The sequence below is a fragment of the Pseudomonas sp. RT6P73 genome, assembly GCF_054897715.1.
Genome location: NZ_JBUBUV010000002.1, coordinates 4,831,654 through 4,852,500 on the forward strand (window position 1 = coordinate 4,831,654; position 20,847 = coordinate 4,852,500).

General features: G+C 59.5%; 16 protein-coding genes and 2 rRNA genes (1 of these 18 only partly in view). 9 read left to right on the forward strand and 9 right to left on the reverse strand.

What is annotated here, in order from left to right:
- Positions 1-32: 32 nt before the first annotated feature.
- A complete protein-coding gene (locus ACYZT6_RS22540; RefSeq protein WP_462028688.1) occupies positions 33-1,346 on the reverse strand; it encodes an MFS transporter in 1,314 nt (437 codons plus the stop codon).
- A gap of 200 nt (positions 1,347-1,546) precedes the next feature.
- Here ACYZT6_RS22540 and ACYZT6_RS22545 point away from each other — a divergent pair, with 200 nt between their 5' ends.
- The 5 genes from ACYZT6_RS22545 (at position 1,547) to ACYZT6_RS22565 (ending at position 8,614) form a co-directional block, all read left to right on the forward strand.
- Entirely contained in the window at positions 1,547-2,965 is a 1,419-nt protein-coding gene (locus ACYZT6_RS22545) for a short-chain fatty acid transporter (protein ID WP_462028689.1), read from the forward strand.
- 315 nt (positions 2,966-3,280) lie between these two features.
- A complete protein-coding gene (locus ACYZT6_RS22550; protein WP_462028690.1) occupies positions 3,281-4,978 on the forward strand; it encodes a molecular chaperone HscC in 1,698 nt (565 codons plus the stop codon).
- 11 nt (positions 4,979-4,989) lie between these two features.
- Positions 4,990-6,663: a J domain-containing protein gene (locus tag ACYZT6_RS22555; RefSeq protein ID WP_462028691.1), complete on the forward strand. Its 1,674-nt coding sequence runs from the start codon at positions 4,990-4,992 to the stop codon at positions 6,661-6,663.
- A 74-nt stretch (positions 6,664-6,737) separates the two neighbouring features.
- Positions 6,738-7,910 carry a hypothetical protein gene (locus ACYZT6_RS22560; protein WP_462028692.1) on the forward strand — a complete coding sequence of 391 codons (1,173 nt, stop codon included), beginning with the start codon at positions 6,738-6,740 and terminating at the stop codon, positions 7,908-7,910.
- Between the two features lie 179 nt (positions 7,911-8,089).
- Entirely contained in the window at positions 8,090-8,614 is a 525-nt protein-coding gene (locus ACYZT6_RS22565) for an SET domain-containing protein-lysine N-methyltransferase (protein ID WP_462028693.1), read from the forward strand.
- Between the two features lie 6 nt (positions 8,615-8,620).
- On the opposite strand, the gene can is transcribed toward ACYZT6_RS22565, so the two are convergent.
- Positions 8,621-9,265, reverse strand: coding sequence for a carbonate dehydratase (can, locus tag ACYZT6_RS22570; RefSeq protein WP_131063236.1), 645 nt, complete (start codon positions 9,263-9,265; stop codon positions 8,621-8,623).
- 142 nt (positions 9,266-9,407) lie between these two features.
- Here can and ACYZT6_RS22575 point away from each other — a divergent pair, with 142 nt between their 5' ends.
- A complete protein-coding gene (locus ACYZT6_RS22575; RefSeq protein WP_462028694.1) occupies positions 9,408-9,812 on the forward strand; it encodes a serine kinase/phosphatase in 405 nt (134 codons plus the stop codon).
- Between the two features lie 127 nt (positions 9,813-9,939).
- On the opposite strand, the gene rimI is transcribed toward ACYZT6_RS22575, so the two are convergent.
- Together rimI and ACYZT6_RS22585 are read right to left on the reverse strand one after the other, a co-directional pair.
- Complete coding sequence (gene rimI, locus ACYZT6_RS22580) at positions 9,940-10,392, reverse strand: ribosomal protein S18-alanine N-acetyltransferase (protein WP_403028632.1); 453 nt, start codon at positions 10,390-10,392, stop codon at positions 9,940-9,942.
- The gene (locus ACYZT6_RS22585) at positions 10,385-11,137 is read right to left on the reverse strand and encodes an energy transducer TonB (RefSeq protein ID WP_462029999.1); all 753 of its coding nucleotides are present in this window, start codon (positions 11,135-11,137) and stop codon (positions 10,385-10,387) included. Before ACYZT6_RS22585 ends, rimI begins: the two co-directional genes overlap by 8 nt.
- A gap of 219 nt (positions 11,138-11,356) precedes the next feature.
- Between ACYZT6_RS22585 and mksB the strand changes: the two genes are divergently transcribed.
- The 3 genes from mksB to mksF are packed head-to-tail and all read left to right on the forward strand — an operon-like array spanning position 11,357 to position 16,162.
- Positions 11,357-12,634, forward strand: a complete 1,278-nt coding sequence (gene mksB / locus ACYZT6_RS22590; protein ID WP_462028695.1) for an Mks condensin complex protein MksB — start codon at positions 11,357-11,359, stop codon at positions 12,632-12,634.
- Positions 12,624-13,325: an Mks condensin complex protein MksE gene (gene mksE / locus ACYZT6_RS22595; protein ID WP_077749032.1), complete on the forward strand. Its 702-nt coding sequence runs from the start codon at positions 12,624-12,626 to the stop codon at positions 13,323-13,325. Before mksB ends, mksE begins: the two co-directional genes overlap by 11 nt.
- Complete coding sequence (gene mksF, locus ACYZT6_RS22600) at positions 13,322-16,162, forward strand: Mks condensin complex protein MksF (RefSeq protein ID WP_462028696.1); 2,841 nt, start codon at positions 13,322-13,324, stop codon at positions 16,160-16,162. The genes mksE and mksF overlap by 4 nt, the downstream gene beginning before the upstream one ends.
- A 200-nt stretch (positions 16,163-16,362) precedes the next feature.
- Here mksF and ACYZT6_RS22605 read toward each other — a convergent pair whose 3' ends face one another.
- The 5 genes from ACYZT6_RS22605 to ACYZT6_RS22625 form a co-directional block, all read right to left on the reverse strand.
- On the reverse strand, positions 16,363-18,666 hold the full coding sequence (locus tag ACYZT6_RS22605; RefSeq protein ID WP_462028697.1) for a PqiB family protein: 2,304 nt from the start codon (positions 18,664-18,666) through the stop codon (positions 16,363-16,365).
- On the reverse strand, positions 18,659-19,282 hold the full coding sequence (locus tag ACYZT6_RS22610; RefSeq protein WP_462028698.1) for a paraquat-inducible protein A: 624 nt from the start codon (positions 19,280-19,282) through the stop codon (positions 18,659-18,661). Before ACYZT6_RS22610 ends, ACYZT6_RS22605 begins: the two co-directional genes overlap by 8 nt.
- Positions 19,269-19,928: a paraquat-inducible protein A gene (locus ACYZT6_RS22615; protein WP_462028699.1), complete on the reverse strand. Its 660-nt coding sequence runs from the start codon at positions 19,926-19,928 to the stop codon at positions 19,269-19,271. Before ACYZT6_RS22615 ends, ACYZT6_RS22610 begins: the two co-directional genes overlap by 14 nt.
- Before the next feature lie 147 nt (positions 19,929-20,075).
- A 5S ribosomal RNA gene (gene rrf / locus ACYZT6_RS22620) occupies positions 20,076-20,191 on the reverse strand.
- A gap of 174 nt (positions 20,192-20,365) precedes the next feature.
- A 23S ribosomal RNA gene (locus ACYZT6_RS22625) occupies positions 20,366-20,847 on the reverse strand (it continues 2,410 nt past the right edge of the window).

Below are 20,847 nucleotides of genomic sequence, written 5' to 3' on the forward strand. Positions count from 1 at the left end.
GGGTTGTCCTACAAAAATAGTTGCGCGTTCATTCATGCCGCGCCAGCGGCCGGGCAGCGTTCGATCCGTGGCATCCGCGCACCGAAATACGCCGCGCTGCTCACGCCCACCGCGCCCATTACCGCGCTGAAGATCACGCAAATCCATGGGCTCCACGGCATCAGACCGATCAGCAACAGCGGTGTGATGCTTGCCCACGCCGCGTAGGCAATGTTGTAGGTGAAGGAAATCCCCGAGACGCGAATCCGCGCCGGAAACAGGCTGACCATCACCGACGGCACCGCGCCGACCACCCCGCAACCGAGCCCGGCAATCGCGTACGCCAAGCCAATCCACTGGCCGCCGGTGATCAGGCACGTATAGAGCACACCGATACCCAGCGGTAGCAGCAAGCTATAGAGCATGACCGTGCGCCAGGCACCGATGCGATCGACGAGCAGCCCGGCGAGTACGCAGCCGATGTTCAGGAACACAATGCCCAAGGCACTCAAGGCAAAGGTGTGGCTGGCGGTCATGCCGAAGGTTTTCTGCATCATGGTCGGGGTAATGACCACGAACACCACCACCGCGGACGTCAGTACGCAGGTGAGGATCATCGCCGGCAATATCGCCAAACGATGTTCACGCAAGACGGTGCGCAACGGCAGCTCGACAGCGGCATCGCGCTGAGCCTGCATGGCCATGAACACCGGGGTTTCGCTGAGCCAACGGCGCAGCCAGACACCAATCACGCCAAACACACCGCCCAGCAGGAACGGGTAGCGCCAGGCGTAATCGAGGATTTCTGCCGGGGTGAACGCCTGTGCCAGAAAGGTCGCCGTCAGGGCGCCGATCAGGTAACCAAAGGTCAGCCCGGCCTGCAGGAAGCCAAGGGCATAACCGCGATGCCCGGCCGGCGCGTGCTCGGCGACGAACACCCAGGCACTCGGCACTTCTCCGCCGACTGCCGCGCCCTGCAGGACTCGCAAAGCCAACAGCAGCAACGGTGCGAAATAGCCGATCTGGGCGTAGGTGGGCATGATCCCGATCAGCAGACACGGCAGCGCCATCATCAGGATGCTCAGGCTGAAGACTTTCTTGCGCCCCAGCCGATCGGCGAAATGCGCCATCAGAATCCCGCCCAACGGCCGCGCAAGGTAACCGGTCACGAAGATCCCGAAACTTTGCAGCAAGCGCAGCCACTCGGGCATGTCCGGCGGGAAGAACAGCTGGCTGAGGGTCAGCGCGAAAAATACGAAAATGATGAAGTCGTAGATTTCCAGCGCCCCACCAAGGGCCGCCAGGCCAAGGGTCTTGTAGTCCGAGCGGCTGAACGGCGCTGGGCGCGAGTGGGTGTCGGCAGTCATGAAAGAACTCTGGCATGGGCAAAAAACCAAGGCGCCCATGGTCTACGCAAACGCGCCCACGGACAACCCGTTAGACCAAAGTCTCAGACTGGTTAATCTTCGTCACAAAATATGACTGATTGATTTACTGTTGGCACCTGTCCAGACGGGCCTTTGCGGCCCCAAAGACCACAATAAACATAAAAATTCGAGGTACTCCCGTGGCCGCTGATATCGAAGATACCCGCTCCGCCCGCTTTGCCCTGCGCTGCTCAAGTTTTGCTGAACGCTGGTTCCCCGACTCCTGGGTATTTGCTGCGTTGGCGGTGATCATCGTCACAGTGGCCACCCTGTTCATGGGCGCCAAACCCACCGATGCGGCGATGGCGTTTGGTGACGGTTTCTGGAGCCTGATCCCGTTCACCATGCAGATGGCGTTCGTGGTGATCGGCGGGTATGTGGTCGCGAGCTCTCCGCCTGCGGTGAAGCTTATCGACCGCTTGGCCCGGATCCCGAAAAACGGTCGCTCGGCCGTGGCCTGGGTCGCATTGATTTCCATGGTTGCGTCACTGCTGAACTGGGGCTTGTCGCTGGTGTTCGGCGGTCTGCTGGTACGTGCCCTCGCCCGCCGCACCGACCTGAAAATGGATTACCGCGCCGCCGGTGCTGCGGCCTATCTGGGCCTTGGTGCCGTGTGGGCCTTGGGCCTGTCGTCGTCCGCCGCGCAATTGCAGGCCAACCCGGCCAGCCTGCCGCCATCGATTCTGTCGATCACCGGTGTCATTCCGTTCACTCAAACGATCTTTCTCTGGCAGTCCGGCGTCATGTTGCTGGCCCTGATTGTGATCTCGCTGGTTATTGCCTACGCCACCGCGCCAGGCCCGAACACAGCCCGCGACGCCGAAGCCTGCGGCGTCGATCCGAGTTTCAACTTACCGCCGCTGCAACCGCGCACCCGTCCCGGCGAATGGCTGGAGCACAGTCCGCTGCTGACGATTCTGCTGGTGCTGCTGGCGGCGGGATGGTTGTTCCACGAGTTTTCGACCAAACCGGCGATCAGCGCGATCTCGGGCCTGAACACTTACAACTTCCTGTTCATCATGCTCGGCGCGCTGCTGCACTGGCGTCCGCGCAGCTTCCTCGATGCCGTGTCCCGGGCGGTGCCGACCACCACCGGCGTGCTGATTCAGTTTCCGCTCTACGGCTCGATCGCCGCGCTGATGACCACGGTCAAAGGTTCCGACGCTCAGACCCTCGCGCACCACATCTCGACCTTTTTCGTCAGCATTGCGTCCCACGACACCTATGCGGTGCTGATGGGCGTTTACTCGGCGATCCTCGGTTTCTTCATCCCGTCCGGCGGCGGCAAGTGGATCATCGAAGCGCCGTACGTCATGCAAGTGGCCACCGACCTGAACTACCACCTGGGTTGGGCCGTGCAGATCTACAACGCGGCGGAAGCCCTGCCGAACCTGATTAACCCGTTCTACATGCTGCCGCTGCTGGGCGTGCTCGGGCTGAAGGCGCGGGACTTGATTGGCTTTTCATTCGTGCAGTTGTTGGTGCACACGCCGCTGGTGCTGTTCCTGCTGTGGGCGCTGGGGACGACGCTGACGTATACGCCGCCGGTGATGCCGTAATCCCAACCTAAAAAACACCACAAAACCAATGTGGGAGTGACGGTGCGACGATTCGACCTGCTCGCGATGGCGGTGTATCAGTCACTAATAATGTTGACTGATACACCGCCATCGCGAGCAGGCTCACTCCCACATTTATGAATTCGGCTGTATTCAGAACCGAAACCCGTCAATGTCTGAGGGTTACACCACGTCTCGTCGTAAATAATAGCTCAGTGCCATCACTTTCCTTTACCGCCCCGCTGCTCCGGTAATATCCTTGCGCGAATATTATCTGTTTCAACTTTTTGCAGGCTGGAAAGGGAGTTCATTTCAATGATCGTAGGGATTGACCTGGGGACCACCAACAGCCTCGTCGCCGTCTGGCGTGGGGAGTCCAGCGAGTTGGTGCCCAATGCCCTGGGCCAGTTCCTCACCCCCAGCGTGGTCGGTCTCGATGATCAGGGCCGCGTTCTGGTCGGCCAGGCCGCTCGCGAGCGTTTGCACACCCACCCGCGCCAGACCGCTTCGCTGTTCAAGCGGCACATGGGCAGCGCCACGGAAGTACGCCTGGGAGACAGGTCATTCCGTCCCGAGGAGCTTTCAGCGCTGGTGCTCAAAAGCCTTAAAGAAGACGTCGAACGGGCCTTCGGCGAGACCGTGCATGAAGCGGTGATCAGCGTGCCGGCCTACTTCAGCGACGCCCAGCGCAAAGCCACGCGCATTGCCGGTGAACTGGCGGGTTTGAAGGTTGAAAAACTGATCAACGAGCCGACCGCTGCTGCATTGGCGTATGGGTTGCACCAACGGGATAAGGAAACTTCGTTCCTGGTTTTCGACCTCGGTGGCGGCACCTTCGACGTGTCGATCCTGGAACTCTTCGACGGCGTCATGGAGGTGCGCGCCAGCGCGGGCGACAACTTCCTGGGCGGCGAAGATTTCGACAGCGTGCTGCTGGAGCACTTTCTCGAGCACCATCGCAACACCGATAACTTTCCTGACCGCGCCGGCATCATCCAGCCGTTGCGTCGCGAGGCCGAGCGCGTGCGCAAAGCCCTGGGCCAGGACAGCAGCGCCGAATTCAGCCTGCGGGTCGACGGCCAGCAATGGACGCAAACCATCACCCAACCTCAACTGGCGACACTCTACACGCCGTTGCTCGAACGCCTGCGCACACCGATCGAACGGGCCCTGAGAGATGCGCGAATACGCGTTAGTGATCTCGATGAAATCCTGCTGGTGGGCGGTACGACGCGCATGCCGCTGATTCGCAAACTGGCAGCCGGCCTGTTTGGGCGTTTCCCTTCGATCAGTCTCGACCCGGACGAAGTGGTTGCCCACGGTGCGGCGATTCAGGCGGCTTTGAAAGCTCGCTCCGCCGCGCTGGAAGAAGTGGTGCTGACGGACGTCTGTTCCTACACATTGGGCATCGAGACGACTACCCAGATCGGCCAGCAATATGAAAGCGGGCATTACCTGCCGATCATCGAGCGCAACAGCATTGTGCCGGTGAGCCGGGTGAAAACCGTGTACACGCTGCAAGATAATCAGGAGCACGTGCTGCTGAAGATCTTTCAGGGCGAAAGCCGCCTGGTCAAAGACAACGTCGCGCTGGGCGAGCTGGACATCAAGGTGCCGAAACGCAAGGCCGGCGAAGTCGCCCTCGACGTGCGCTTCACCTACGACAATAACGGATTGCTCGAAGCCCAGGTGGTCATCCCGTTGACGGGCGACAAGCATTCGCTGGTCATCGAAAACAATCCCGGCGTGCTCACACCCGAGGAGATTCAGCAGCGATTGGAGGGCCTGGCGCTGCTGAAGATTCATCCGCGCGACCAGCAGGTCAACACGGTGTTGACCGCACGTCTTGAGCGTCTCTATCAGGAAAGCCTGGGGCAGATGCGTGAGCAGATCGGTCATTGGGCCAAACAGTTTCAGCACGTGCTTGATTCCCAGGACGAACGCCGGATCCGTGAAGCGCGCAGTGAACTGACCCAGCAACTGGGCACGCTGGACAACGGCCTCTGGCAGTAAGGAGCGGCAACATGGATTGCTGGTCTGTACTGGAACTGCCCGAAGACGCCGACGCGCGCACCGTCAAGCGAAGCTATGCGCGACTGCTGAAAACCTTCAGGCCTGATGAAGACCCGGAAGGCTTTCAACGCTTGCGTGAAGCTTATGAGGAGGCGCTGGGTGTTGCGCAATGGAGGGCTGAATACGCCGCCGAAGAACTTGAAGTCGCAACGGCCGAAGTCATCGAACAGCCGAATCACGCCAACCTCCAGGCGTGGTCCGATGTGCTCGACCTGCGTCCGTTGAAACTTGATAGTCCGCCCCCTCTTCGCTCACTGAACCTTGCGCCGTCCAATCCCCAGCCCCTGCACGATCCGGTCATCGCGCCGGACGAGCTGGCTGCGCGTGCATTGCTCGACGGGCTCTCGGCGCAGAACCTGTCCGAACGCTGGGCGCAGGCGCAACAACAGCGCTGCGCCCGAGCGTTTGAGCAGTTGCTGCTTGCGTTGTGCTTCGATCACCCGGGCCTGCGCAATTCGATTGCCGCCTGGGCGGTCCAACACCTCGATTGGCTCGCGCCCTGGCAAAACGTCGACATAACCGATTGGCAGCGAGACGCGCTCGCCAGCGGTTTGCTGCAGGATTATCGGCAGGCGTTGCAGGAACTGCTCGAAGACAAGAAAGAACGTGAGTTTCTTACCCTGCTCAAAAGTTACACCGCACAACCCTGGCTGCAGGTGTTCGATCGGCGCCAGGAATGGCAGCGAATCCTCCTGCAACTGTTCAACGACACCGAATGGAGCCTGCCGCTGTTCGACCGCGTCGGGCAGGTGTTTGGCTGGGACGATAAAAAAGGCATTCATCCGGAACCGGCGTCGACGTGGGAGGCATTGATCGAGCGCTGCAATCAGGAAAGCTTCTACGAAAGCCTGCGGGCCAAGGCGCAAGACAACCGGACTTGGGCCGCTGACGTTCAGGCCGCCCATTTGCTGATGAACCCGATGAAGCCCGGGCAACAGAAGAAAATGATCGATGGCTTTGGCCAAAACGAATGGCAGGCCTGTCATGACCTTGCGCAAACCCTTAAGTGGCGTTACCCGGAATTGCGTTTGCGGTTGCCCCACGCCGATGTTTTTCACTGGCGACGGTTTCTGCCGCGCCCCATCACCGACGGCACCTGGGTGCGTGTCTGGGCGGGCATCGCATTGGCGCTGTTTTTGTTTTATTTCCCGACTGAGCGCAAATCCCTGGGTTTCAGCATCAGCATCCCGTTGATATTCGCCTGCGTGCCGGTCTGGTTCTTCCGTTCCGCCATGAGCTGGTGGGTGCCGTACACCTCGCATTTCATTGTCCAGGACCTGTGGCTGACCGAGGGCCTGGTCCCCCGCCACTGGAACCCGGATACCCGCTGGCTGGTGATGCGACATGGTATTCCGCAAGCCGTCCTCACGCTGCTGTTCGGGCTTGTGTTGGGTTGGCCGGGCATGGCGACTTATGTCGGTTTTATGCTGATCGGTCTCTTGCACAAGCGCCGTATCGGTCAGCTTGATCCTCAACTCGCCGCTCGGCGCCCATGGTTGACCGCGTTGCATTGGGCGCACTTCAGTCCGTTGCAGCTGGTGTTCTTGCTGGTGATGGTCGGCGTCATCTTCGTGTGCCGGATGTATTTTCCGGAGTATCACCTGACTCATTTGATGTTCAGATGAGCGATTGCCGGCCGATCTGCTTAAGTAACTATCGCCCGCGATCAACGCGGTCCCACGCTGAAAAGGATCTGAGCATGTTCAAACTGACAGGACTTACCCTCGCGGCCCTCACCCTGAGCGCCGCCGCCCACGCCAATGTCGATCTGAAACTGGGCAGCACCGAACGCGTCACGCGGCTGTTTGCCTACCCCAACAACTGCAACGTGGTCTGCTTCCGTAACTGGACGCTTGAACAGACCGTGGAGCATTACCTGACCCAAAGCGTGCAACGCGACGGTTACAGCGCCGCGAAAGTGCGGGTCAAAACCGATAACGGTCAGCTCTACGCTGACATTAGCGGTGTGCCAAAAGGTTACGAAAAACCGTTGTCCGCGCTGCTCAATGCGGGCGATATGGCCTACACCGGCGCCAAAAAACTCAACATTGATGGCAAGTGGGCCTACAGCTGGTACCTGTTCCTGCCCTTGGGCATGGCCCTGGAAAACCGCAAGAGCGTCGAACTGCTGCATTTCCCGCCGGATTACTCTCTGACTCAGGCCCAGGATTACCTGCGCTCCGCCACCACTGATCGCTGGGCCACGCTGCTGACGGACAACGGTATCCCCGCCGATCAGACGCCGGGCTATCAGACCATCATCGACATTGCACCCATCGCGGCGCCGGCCAGTGCAGGCAAGGATCTGGAAGGCGTCTACGACTACTTCAAGGACTACCAGACCACCATGGTCAAGGAAGTCAGCCAGAACGCCCGCGGTGCGGCGTTGCCGATGGTTGCGTTCGGCGCACCGGTGCGAAACTGGATCAAACAGCAATACGGGCCGACGGTTAATGTGCTGGGGCTGGCCACCATCAGCCCGAGCGCCGGGGTGAACGTGCCGGTGCTGGGCTCCAACCACCCGAGTTACATCTGGTACGCCGCCAACCCGGACAGCTACACCGGCGACGATGCTCAGGCCCAAGCCGACGCTGCGGGCCTGAAAGTCATGGGCCAGGACCTGAGTGCCGCCTGCTGGCAGGCCGGCATGGGCAGCAAACCGGGGAGCGATCCGACCGTTCAGCTGAAAAGCTGCACGCAGACGTGGCAAGTGACCCAGAAAGAAAAAACCTGCGAGCTGTTCTACACCTCGATCCGCAACCTGCCGCCTGAACAAGCCGTGGCCAAGTGTGCGACAACGCCGATCCAGTCCCAGCTCAAACAGCTGCAAGCCCCGGCGCCTGTGACTGCGATCCCTGTGCCTGCGCTGTAATCGCCCTTGCACGTTTGCGTGTGAGCGATGGCTTACGCGCAAACGCGCACTTTCCTCCTGTCAGTTCTGACAGTAGACCCGTCGTTTCAATTGCGAGAATCTTGAGGCATACCCTGTGTTGCAGGGCTGACAGGATCGTCAGTTTTGGAAGTCGCAACGCGCTGCCGACAAGGATCGTTATGAAACCTCATCCCCTGCACGGGACCGTTGCGCAACCTCCCGATGGAATCTACCCCTTCGCAGAGCTTGCGCTGAGCCTTGGATTTCCCTCCCGGGCCGACTTCGAAATCATCTACAACGCCAGTGGATCGGCGGTGGCCGTTGCGGCCCTGCGCGATTTCCCACGGATCAGTCGAATCTGCCGCGTGTCAGGCCATCTCTTGCCTTATCGCCTTCGACATACCCGGCAACTGGCGCCTGGCATCCACGTCTATGACCCACATTTCAGCGGACTGCTGCGGCACTCCTGCGACCCCAACGTCTTTTTCGACATGAGCGAGCTGTGGTTGTGGGCACTGAAGGATATTAAAAGAGGCGACAACCTGACGATGGATTACGCCGCGACCGAAGACAAACTGCTGCGCCAGTTCGCCTGTCAGTGCGGGTCATCAGAGTGCCGAGGCTGGATCCGCGGGTACGACGAACCGCCGAACGCCGGCGGCCTGTTGTTTTTGGACCACTGGCGTCGGCGCAGCCTCTGTTGAACGGCTTTACAGCGTCTCGACCGGACGCAGTCGGTACTGCGGCGGCAATTGCTCAAAACCGCTGATAGTCGTGTTCAGGCTTTTCCAGCGGCCGTCCTTGATGCCGTAGATGCAACCGTGGATCGACAGGTTCTGCCCACGATGCCAGGCGTTTTGCACAATGCTGGTGTGGCCGACGTTGGCCACTTGCTGGATCACGTTGAGTTCGCAGAGACGGTCGACCCGTTCTTCTTCGGTCGGCAACTCGGCCAGTTCTTCGCGTTTTTCGTAGTACAGATCACGAATCGAGCGTAGCCATCCGTCGATCAGCCCCAGCTGACGATCCTGCATCGAGGCGCGCACGCCGCCGCAGCCGTAGTGGCCAGTGACGAGGATGTGTTTGACCTTGAGCACGTCGACCGCGTACTGAATCACCGACAGGCAATTGAGGTCAGTGTGCAACACCACGTTGGCCACGTTGCGGTGGACGAACAGGTCGCCGGGCAGCATGCCGACGATCTCGTTGGCCGGCACCCGGGCGTCGGAGCAGCCAATCCATAAGTACTCCGGCGTCTGTTGACGGGCCAGCTTGGAGAAGAAGTCCGGATCTTCCTGTTTGATCGCTTCGGCCCAGCGTTCGTTGTTATCAATCAGATCTTGTAATTCGTTCATGCTGTTAAAGCCTCAAGAATGATGCGCTGGTTTGACAGACAACCGCCCGTCGGGGTCACGCGCTTGATGCAAGTATGACCGGTGGAATTCTCGGGAGCCCAGTGGGTCCACCCTAGTAAGGCCCACAGTATGAGGAATTGCCATGACTGATTCACGACGTCCGTACGATGCGGCGCAACCCGAGCCCATCGATGACAACGAAGACCGCATGGGATCAATGAATGAGCTGGATTTCGACGAGGAAGAGCCCAGCGCGAAAATCGGCGACGAACTGACGCAAAACGAGCGCGAACGGCTGATGCCTCGGGAACGCGTGAGTGAAGCAGGCATGACTGGCGCCTCGACCGATGACCATGAGTCTACCGACGATGACATGAGCCCGGAAACATTGATTCGTGAAGACGGCGCGCGGGATGCTCATGAGGCCGGTGAAGGCAATCAGGCGGATTGGGATCTGAGCATTGTCGATGAAGACGATATTGGCGGGGGCAATGGGCTGGATGAAGAGGAACTGGCGCGGCGGGATCCGATGGATGGTAATCGTTGATCGTTGATGTCAGTCAGGACGCCTTCGCGGGCAAGCCTCGCTCCTACAGGATTAGTGGTGATCACACATTTGTGTACGCCACCAATTCCGTAGGAGCGAGGCTTGCCCGCGAAGCTTTTAAAATGGCTCAGTCAACCAGGGTGCAGGCCATGACCACGGCATCTTCCCGCCCACCCACCGCCGGATAGTAATCCCGCCGCCGTCCGATCTCGTTAAACCCATACCGCTCATACAACTTGAATGCGCCACGGTTACTGTCGCGCACTTCCAGAAAACACTCCCGCGCCTTGGCGTCATACGCCCGGGACATCAAATGCTCCAGCAGCGTCAAACCCAGGCCACGGCCCTGATTCTCCGGTTTGACGGTGATGTTCAGCAGGTGCGCTTCATCCAGAATGATCTGCACCACGCCATGACCGACCTGTTGCGAACCTTCGAACATCAGCCAGATCTGGTACTTGCCCAGCCCATCCAGAAAAATCCCGCGGGTCCAGGGATGGCTGTACGCCGCGTATTCGATTTTCAGTACAGCGTCGAGGTCCGCCTCGGTCATCGGGCGGAACGATACAGCGTCACTCATTCGATTCTTTCCAGCGCGCCATCAGCCGACGCATGGCTTGCCAGACATCAGCCTTACGCTGTGGCTCTTCCATTAATAATTCCAGGCCCGGCAGGGCCCAGACCGGGCCCAGGCCTTCGACCTGGAGTTCACGGTTGAAGGATTCGGCGTTCGCTTCACCAGCAAAACGCACCGCCGGCAGGCCGATCAGCCACACGCAGACGCACGGCGCATCTTCCAGCCGGGCCGAAAGGAATCCTTGCACGAAGTCCCGAGCCGCTTCCGGGCCTTGGTCCATGTTGCCCCGGACCAGCAGCGGCCAGCGCACCGGCTCGCCGATGATCTGCGGGCTGTCCGGCAGACCTGCGGCGCGCAGCATGTCCTTGAGCAACAGATAAGCAGGATCGCGGGTCTGGAACGCTTCGCCTGTGGGTAACTCGACCAACAGCAGGCAACGACCGGCGCGCAGCAATTGCAGGGAGAAACGCGGTGGCGGCACGACCGGCGCCTTGGCCACGACCGGCGCGGCCTCTTCTTCGACCTTGGCGTTCGTGCGCGTGCTGGCCAACGAGGGGCGCGGCACCTCGATCTTGACCCGTTCCGTCGGCGCTACCACCGGTGCAGCGGCAGCTTTAGCGGCGGGCTCAGGCGCAGAGGCCGGCACCACCGGCGCGACGACCAGCGGCTCAGGCACCTCCAGCAACTCGGGGCGCGAGGGCGCGGCAAAGGGCAATTCGGTGCGCGGCAGCCAGTTGACCACCTGCATGGCGGTCAAATAGGCGCGGCGACGGGACTCGATTAGCAAAGGTCGGCCACTTGTGGATAACTAAAGTGCGCTGATTCTACCGCCCTTCGCTCAAGATCGCCCGCGCTTGATCGATACTCTTTCCCTTAGAAACAGCTACAGCCCGTCCCGAGAGTGAATCGCATCGGTCCCGATGCAGTACAATCGCGGCTTTTAATCGCCAACCAGCCGGCCATTCCGATGATCGAACCCAAGCGCGTCTTGCGCGCCCTCGCTGAACACTGGGCACTTCTGGAGCCACTGTGCGAGCACTTCGACCAAGGCACCTTGAGCCTCAACGAACTGCGTTCACAGTTAGCCGCCCAGCAACTGGACAGTACGCCGCAGGACATCACCAGCCTGCTGGATGTGTGGATCCGCCTCGACATTCTGGTTCCCGTGGCGAAAAGCCCGAACCGTTTCGAGCTCAACGCGCAGATCCACGACTTCCTCGCTTACCTGCGCCGTGAGCACCGTCTGGGCCTGTGCCTGGAGATCGAAGCCTATTTGCGCCATCTCGAACGCCTGGCCGGTTACATTCAGGACGCCTTCGACATCCGCGACGGCCACGACCTTGCCCGTCAATTGCGCCTGCTCGACATGCGCGTACGTGACGTTCTGAAGAAACTCGCCAACGACGAACAGGCCCTGGTGGCCGTCGCCGAACGCGCCAAGACCAGCGACCGGCAGATTCCGCTGCGTCAGCGTTACGCTGAAGTGCTGGCGACCTGGGACGAATACGTCGAGCCGATGATTCAATTGGTGAACGCCGACGGCGCCTTCGAGCAAGGCGTGCGCAAGGTCGAAAACGTCTTGCTGAAGATGCTCACCGAGCAGCAGCGACTTGGCCATCTGGTCGACGACGACATGCTGCTGCGTACCCACGCGCGCATCCTCGAAATGCAGACCAGCGCCCAGCTGACCCTGCGTCACGCCCGTGAATTGCTGCTGCCGCTGCGTGAAGAAGCGCGCCGTCACAACGCCGTGACCCGTGGCGCGGCGCTGGCCTTGTCGGCGATCCGTCGCAAAGGCATCGATGCGGTGCCGCAAGCCGCGATGCCGATGTTCACCCGACCGCAAAGCACCTTTCTCGGCAGCGCCAGTCAGGTCGAAGCCTACGTGTACGCGCTGGCCCGTTTCGAGCCGAAACCGGCGCGCTTTCCCAAGGCCCACAAGACCCAGAAAGGCGAAGCACCGCGCGCGCCACGTACCGTTCGCGAAATGCTCGAACGCTGCGAAGACGCCCTGCCGATGCCGGACCTGATGACCTGGTTGCTGGAGCAAGAACCGGACGGCGCGACCGACGAATTGCTTTACTGGTTCTCGCGCCTGTCGCGGGAAAAACGCTTCAAACGCGAGCGTCTGGAACGCCGCGATTACCACACTCACGAGCATCAGGTCAGCCTGCGCTCCTTCGCCCTGCTCTCGGCCCGCGACAGCGCCGCCGAGGATTCTGCGAGCAACCCCCATGCATCTTGATCTATCCGAACTGTCCCAACTCGCGCCGATCTTTCGTGAGCTGTTCAAGGGTTACCACGTCAGCCGCCGCGACCCGGAGCTGTACGCGCAGCTGTCGAACTTCCAGGACCAGTACCGCACGCTGTTCAGGGCGCTGGGCTATGAGTTGGTCTGCGACACCCGTGGTTTCTACTACTTTGTGCCGGACCTCGCTGCGGCGGCGGTGAATAAGACTGCGCAACGCCTGGCGCTGTTCACCTTCATCCTCGTTGAGCATCTGGCCGACCAGGGCCGCGACCCGGTCGCCGTGCTCGACGGTGGTAGCCTCGGCCGCGATGAGTTGCCGTCCTTGCTGGAAAAGTACCGCGACCTGTTCATCCAGGCCGAAGTGCAGACCGTCGAAGAACTTGAAGAAAAAATCATGCGCCGCATGACCCAACTCGGTTTCGCCGGCGAAGAAAACGGCATCTACCGTTTCCTGCCGCCGATGCACCGTTTCCTTGATGTCTGCCTGTCCGTTCAGCAGGACCGCGATCTGGCAGCCAGCCTGCACAGCGTGCTGCCGCTGCCGGTTCCGGTGCTGATCGATGACGACAGCGACGAAAAACTGCTGCAAACCGATGATCCGCTGGACCTCAGTGACTTCGAAGAAGAAAGCGAAGAAGACGCCATGGCCCGCGCCATTGCCGAAGAACAGGAGACCGACGCATGAGCAAGGAACGCTACGGCATTCGCCGCTTTGCCCTTTTGAACACCGCCGGTTACAGCCTTGGCCTGTTTCCGCTGGAAGAACCGCTGTCGGTTTATGGCGCGAACAACCTCGGTAAATCCGCGTCGATCAACGCGTTGCAGTTCCCGATTCTGGCGCGCATGTCGGACATGAGTTTCGGCAAGTACAGCCTGGAACAATCCCGGCGTTTCTACTTCGCCTCGGACACCAGTTACATCCTGGTCGAAGTCTCGCTGCCCCACGGTCCTCACGTGATCGGCGTGGTCGGTCGCGGCCCGGGCGGTGGATTCGGTCACCAGTTCTTTGCCTATGCCGGCAAACTGGACCTGGCGCATTACCAGAAGAACGACACCTGCCTGCGGCAGAAAGAGCTGTTCACCAACCTTGAGCGCGAGGGCCTGAAAGCCTATGAGCTTAAGCCGGATGAACTGCGTCGTTTGCTGGTCGGTGGTCACACCTCGATCCCGCTGGACCTGACGCTGATTCCGCTGCGCTCTACCAGCGAGCAGAGCCTGAAAACCTTCCGCGCGTTGTTCATCAACTTGCTGCACATGCGCGAAATCACCGCGGCCAAGCTCAAGCAGCTGTTCCTCGACGCCTTCGAACACAGCCTGCGTTCCGGCAGCGTCGATTACATCGCCGCGTGCGAAGAAGCGTTCCGCGATGTACGCCGCATGGAGCAGGACTACAACTCGCTGGTCACCGCCGGCCCGTTGGTTGAAGCCCTCGCGGCAGGCGTTACCCAGCGCAATATTCTGCGCGGCAAACTGCACCGGATCTCGCCGCTGCTCGATTCGTTGCTCGGCACCTGGTCGGACTACGCCAGTGCGCGCAAGGAAGAGCTGACGATTCAGGCCGAGCACTACCGCAACGAGCAGGACGCGCTGCAAAACGATCAGCGTGGCGGCACTCAGGAGCTGATGCGTCTGGAGCGGGAAATCACCGGCATCCAGCGCTGGCTCGGCGAGTTGTCGGTGCTCAAGCATCGCTTCGCGTTGGTCACTGACGTCAAAGTGCTGGAGCAGCAACTGCTCGCGGCTAAAGACGCGCACGATGAACTGGCCGGCGCGTTGGCCCAATCGCGGCAGTTCAGCGCCGAAGACCTGGAAGAACGTCTGCGGGATCTGGAAAAACGCCTGAAGTCGGTGAAGCAGCAACTCGATCACGCCGACAACAACAGCTACGCCCGTCTGCGCGAAGAGTTCTCGCAGCAGGACGTCGAGCGCTTGATGCGCCTGTTCAACAGTGCGCTGTTCAGTCTGCCGCTGGGTGAGCACGGCATTACGCTGGACGAGGACGGCAAGTGGGTCAAATCTTTGGAGCTGATCCTCGATGGCTTCAAAGGTGAGCGTTTCGACGTGCCGGGCCTGTCCATCGACATCTCGCACATCGAGCCTCCAGCGCTGCAAGCCCTGGCTGACCGTGCGGCATTGCGCGATCAGAAAGAGCGTCTGGAAAAAGAACTCAAGCAGCTGAAAACCCAAGCGACCGTGGTCGCCGACCGCGCCGCGAGCAAAACCCAGACCGAAGCGCTGTATCAGCAAGTGCTGGACGCGCAGAAAGCCCTGGAAGATTTCCGTCGCGCGCAAACCCTGAGCGCCGAGGAAGACGACAAGCTTGAGCAATTGGCGCAGATGGAAGCGGCTCAGGAGGAGTTGAAGCGCTCCAGCGACGCCTTCACCGAACGCGTCCAGCAACTGTCGGCCAAGCTGCAGTTGGTCGGCCGCCAAATCGGCGACATGGAAGCCAAGCAACGCACCCTCGACGACGCCTTGCGTCGCCGTCAGTTGCTGCCGGCTGACATGCCGTTCGGCACGCCGTTCATGGATCCGATTGACGATTCCATGGACAACCTCTTGCCACTGCTCAACGACTATCAGGACAGCTGGCAGGGTTTGCAGCGCAGCGATGGCCAGATCGAGGCGCTGTACGCTCAGGTCCGCCTCAAAGGCGTGGCCAAGTTCGACAGCGAAGACGATATGGAGCGTCGCCTGCAATTGCTGATCAACGCCTATGCGCACCGTACCGACGAAGCGCTGACTCTGGGCAAAGCACGCCGTGCGGCGGTCACCGACATCGCCCGGACCCTGCGCAACATCCGCAGCGACTACGACAGCCTCGAGCATCAATTGGCGCTGTTCAACCGCGAGATCAACAAGCGTCAGGTCTCCAACCTGCAGAGCTTCCGCATCGTGCTCGCGCCGAACAAGGAAGCGCTCAAGCACATCGACCAGATCATCCACAGCGCCGGCCAGTACGAAGAAGGCGAGACCCTCTCCGTGTTCGACCTGAGCCAAAGCGCCGATCAGGACAACAAGAACGAAGAAGCTAAAGAGTACTTGGCGCGTCTGGTGGCGGCGAACCACAACCAGCTCGGTCTCAAGGACTTGTTCGAACTGGCGTTCGAGATCACCAAGGTCAATGGTCAGCCGGTTATCCACACCGACATCGACGGCGCGGCTTCAAACGGCACGACGATGACCATCAAGGCGCTGACCAACATGTACTTGTTGCTGCACTTGATGGACCGCGACCAGGCCGGTCGCGTGCGCCTGCCGTACTACCTCGACGAGGCAGCGGACATCGACGAGAAGAACCAGGCGGCGTTGCTGGAAACCAGCCTACAGTTGGGCTTCGTGCCGATCCTGGCGAGTGTGAAACCGCAGGTCTGCGCCAGTGTGGCGATTGACCTGGAAGGTGGCAGCGGGCCGAACGGCATCTACATCGATGAGGCGGACTGGAAGTACATTCGTCGGCATGATGAGGTGAAGGCTGTGGTTAACGTTGAAGCCGATGAGCCGGAGCTGGATGCGGTTTGATTTGACTTAATTCAGGGCAATAAAAAAGGCCGCGATCCAAATGGATCGCGGCCTTTTTTGTGGGCTGACCTGAGACTTCAAGTGAACTTGAGGGCCTCTTCGCGGGCAAGCCTCGCTCCTACAGGGATTGGCTGTGATCGACACCGAACCCTGTAGGAGCGAGGCTTGCCCGCGAAGGCGTCCTCACAGCCGCCAACAGATTATTTACCCAGCGATATCTTCGGCGCCCAAGTCAGCCATTCATCTTCAAACTTGTCGAACAACGGAAACGTTTGCTCAGGTCGCGCCGGGCTGCCCATGCGATCACCGTCCGGCGTAGCGAAGGCGATGCCGCCCTGTATCAGTGTTTCCAGGGATTCAGTTCGTACCGTCGCGCCTTTGAACAAACCGTAGTCAAAACCAAAACCGCTGGTGTTCCAGAAGCGCGTGCCGCTGCGCACCAATGGCGCGTACTTCGGCTCGATCAGAATGTGTACCAACACACGGTCAGCGGTCTGGCCCAATTCATAACCCGTCACTTTGCCCACGGTGACCTCGCGGTACGTCACCGGCACACCGGTCTTCAGCGAACCACGGCGCGCGGCGCTCAGGACCAGACTCAAGCCAGCTTCCTGTTTGGCCGACTCCGGTGGAGTGGCCAAGGCGACGAAGTTCTTCTGCGGGCCGAGGTTTTTCGGCGCAGGCTGCACTTCAATGTATTGGCCAGTCACCAGCGTTTCGAGGTTCGAGGTCTTGATCAGGCCCAGCTCAGGTTTGACCACCCAGAACTGACTGCCGACCCGGGCAATACGCTCCGGCACTTCGGTGATTCGTGCGGTGAGCATCACCGATTGCAGGTCATCACTGAGGTCGACGTCTTCGATCTTGCCGACATCCAGGCCTTTGAATCTCACGGGAGTGCCGCTGTGCAAGCCATCGGCGCGATCAACCTTGATCGTGACCACGGTGCCTTTCTGATTGGCCTCCTCATGGTTGGCAAACAAGCGGAAACGCGGAATGCGCTTCTGCAACGGCGCCTTGGCTTCCGGGGTTTCAAAGGCGATGCCGCCGGCCATCAGGCTTTGCAGCGACTCGCTTTTGACCTGGATTCCGCCGGTCAATCCGCCCGTGAGCGTGATGCCGCTGGCATTCCAGAAGCGTGTCGACGCATTGACCAGACCTTCGTATTCCTTCTCGATGTGTACACCGATCACCAGCTGTTTCTTCTTCTTGGAGAACTGATAGCTCTGCACCGAACCGACCTTGACCTGCTTGTAGAGTATCGGACTGCCGACTTCCAGTGAGCCCAGGTTTTCGGTGAACAACACCAGGTGCAGGCCGGGTGAACGCAGGTCCAGCGGTGGCGGCTTGGGTCTGGCCACAAATTCACGTTGCGGCGCGGCCCCTTTATCGCCCGGTCGCACGGCGATGTAGTTACCTTTGACCAAGGCTTCCAGACCGGTGATACCCGCGAGCGAAATCGACGGTTTGACCACCCAGAACTGAGTGCCTTCGACCAGGTAATCCTCGGCCAGCGGATCAAGGGTCAATTCGGCAGTGGCGGCATTCAGGTCCGGATCGACCTTCAGCGCTTTCAGGTTGCCGACCTGGATGCCTTTGTACATGACCGGCGTACGGCCGGCTTGCAGGCCTTCGAAATCGCTCAGTTTGACCTTGACCCGAATACCGGCCGCGGCAGCATCGAAATCTTCGTAGAGACGGAACGGCAGGCTCGGATCGGTGGGAGGACTGTCCTTGCGGTTCTCCGGCGTGGCGAACGCGATACCACCGGCGACGATGCTGGCGAGCGATTCGCTGCGCACTTTCACGCCGGACAGGTTGGCGTCGATGCTGATGCCGCTGGCGTTCCAGAAACGTGTGTGTTTGCGCACCAGATTGGCGTAGGTGGGCTCGATGAATACTTTGAGTTCGACGGTGCTTTGGTCTTCCGACAGCAAGTAGCTTTTGACCTGGCCGACTTTGATCTGCTTGTAGAACACCGGGCTGCCACGGTTCAGCGAACCGAGACGATCAGCCTTGATGGTGAGGTGCAGACCGGGTTTGGCGTCTGACAGCGGAGGCTCTTCGGCCAGGGCTTTGAACTTGCGAGTGGGTTCACCTTCGCCTGGACTGACGGCTACGTAGTTACCCGACACGAGGGTTTCCAACCCGGTGATACCGGCCAGGGTCACGCTCGGTTTGACCAGCCAGAAGCGCGTGCTGGTCTTGAGGTATTGCTCAACGTCCTTGTTCATCTCAATGGTGGCGATCACGCCTTTTGAGCTGCCTTCGTCATCGAGCTTGAGGGTTTTCACCTTGCCGACAGACATGCCTTTGTAGACCACCTCAGTCTTGTTGGCCTGAATGCCTTCACCGCTTTCGAAACGCACCTGAATCTCGATGCCGGTTTCGCTGTAGGCACGCCAACCGAGCCAGCCGCCGATGATCAAGGCGATCAGGGGCAACACCCAGATGGCAGACCAGTTCGAGGCCGGTCGGGTTTTAGCTGTAGGCAAATCAGTCATGGTCGTCGTCCGACTCCGTGTTATCCCAAATCAGTCGGGGATCGAAAGTTACTGCGGCAAGCATCGTCAAAATCACCACACTGGCGAAGGCGATGGCGCCAAGATTGGCTTCGACGCTGGCAAGCCGTCCGAAATTCACGACCGCCACCAGGATGGCGATCACAAAGATGTCCAGCATCGACCAGCGGCCGATGAACTCGATAAAGCGGTACATCCAGATTCGTTGACGTGCCGAGAGTGGCTGGCGGCGTTGTACTGAAAACAACAGCAGCGCGATGCCCACGAGTTTGAACGTTGGTACCAGGATGCTGGCGATAAAAACCACGGCGGCGATAGGAATCATGCCGTGCTGAACCAGTTGGATAACACCGGACATTATGGTGCTCGGATCGCCTTGCCCCAGTGAGCTGACGGTCATGATCGGCAGTACGTTGGCCGGGATGTACAGAATCGCTGCGGTGACCAACAGCGCCCAGGTACGCACCAGACTGTTTGGGCGACGGGCGTGTACCAACGCACCGCAACGGGTGCAGGTCTGCTCGTCGGTGTCAGCTTCCTGCTTGTTCAATTCATGGCATTCGGTACAAATCAGAATGCCTGCATCAATCGCCCGCATGGGCATCCTCTCCTGACAAAGCCTGCCAGATCTGATGAGGCGACATCACAACCTCCAGCCAGACCTGGACCAACAACAAACTGATAAAGCATGCCAAACCCAGACCTACGGTAATGGCTGCCATATCTGCCAGTTTTACGATCGCCACCAGTACACCCATGAGGTAAACCTCAAGCATTCCCCAATCGCGTAGATGGTGATAAATGCGATAAAGCAACAAGCCGTAGCTACGTCCGATATCAAAGCGAATGCTCAACAGCACGGCCAACTGGCAGAGCAGTTTAAGCAGCGGGATTCCCATGCTGCACAGGAACACAACCACCGAGACGCCTTGCATGCCGGTATCGAACAGACCGACGACGCCGGTCCAGACAGTGTCTTGCGACGATTGCCCGAGTAGATTGAGCTGCATGATGGGTAAAAAGTTCGCCGGGATATACAACAACAGAGCGGCGATGACCAATGCGAGACTGCGCTGCACCACGTTGTGCCGATGGGCGTAGAGCTCGTAACCGCAGCGCGGACACAGGGCTTTCTCGCCATGGGCGAGTTCGGGCTTGCGCATCAGCAAGTCACACTCATGGCACGCCACCAAATCGTCCAGCGGTAATTCTGACAGCCCTGGGGCGTCAACCGAATCTGGCATAAGGGCTCTGGCTCCGAAAAAGTTGGACCTATTCTAGTGTCATGAGTCGAAAATAACTGTGCAAATTTGTGTTGTAACGAGAGGAGTACTTTCCTACGGGCAAAACAAAACCCCAACTGCTTTCGCAATTGGGGTTTCGGAATTTAATCTTGACGATGACCTACTCTCACATGGGGAAACCCCACACTACCATCGGCGATGCATCGTTTCACTGCTGAGTTCGGGATGGGATCAGGTGGTTCCAATGCTCTATGGTCGTCAAGAAATTCGGTAGCCAGGTCGTGGGCCTTTGCAGGTTCACGCTCCAGCGAATGGGTATGTGATAGCTTTCGGTGTTTTGTGCTGCTTTTGTGAGTACAGTCGAACTTTCGGTTCGTTTCGTCTTCACACACCGCAATCTGATGCTCTTTCGAGTAGTCAAATTGCTTGGGTGTTATATGGTCAAGCCTCACGGGCAATTAGTATTGGTTAGCTCAACGCCTCACAGCGCTTACACACCCAACCTATCAACGTCGTAGTCTTCGACGGCCCTTCAGGGGACTCAAGGTCCCAGTGAGATCTCATCTTGAGGCTAGTTTCCCGCTTAGATGCTTTCAGCGGTTATCTATTCCGAACATAGCTACCCGGCAATGCCACTGGCGTGACAACCGGAACACCAGAGGTTCGTCCACTCCGGTCCTCTCGTACTAGGAGCAGCCCCTCTCAAATCTCAAACGTCCACGGCAGATAGGGACCGAACTGTCTCACGACGTTCTAAACCCAGCTCGCGTACCACTTTAAATGGCGAACAGCCATACCCTTGGGACCGGCTTCAGCCCCAGGATGTGATGAGCCGACATCGAGGTGCCAAACACCGCCGTCGATATGAACTCTTGGGCGGTATCAGCCTGTTATCCCCGGAGTACCTTTTATCCGTTGA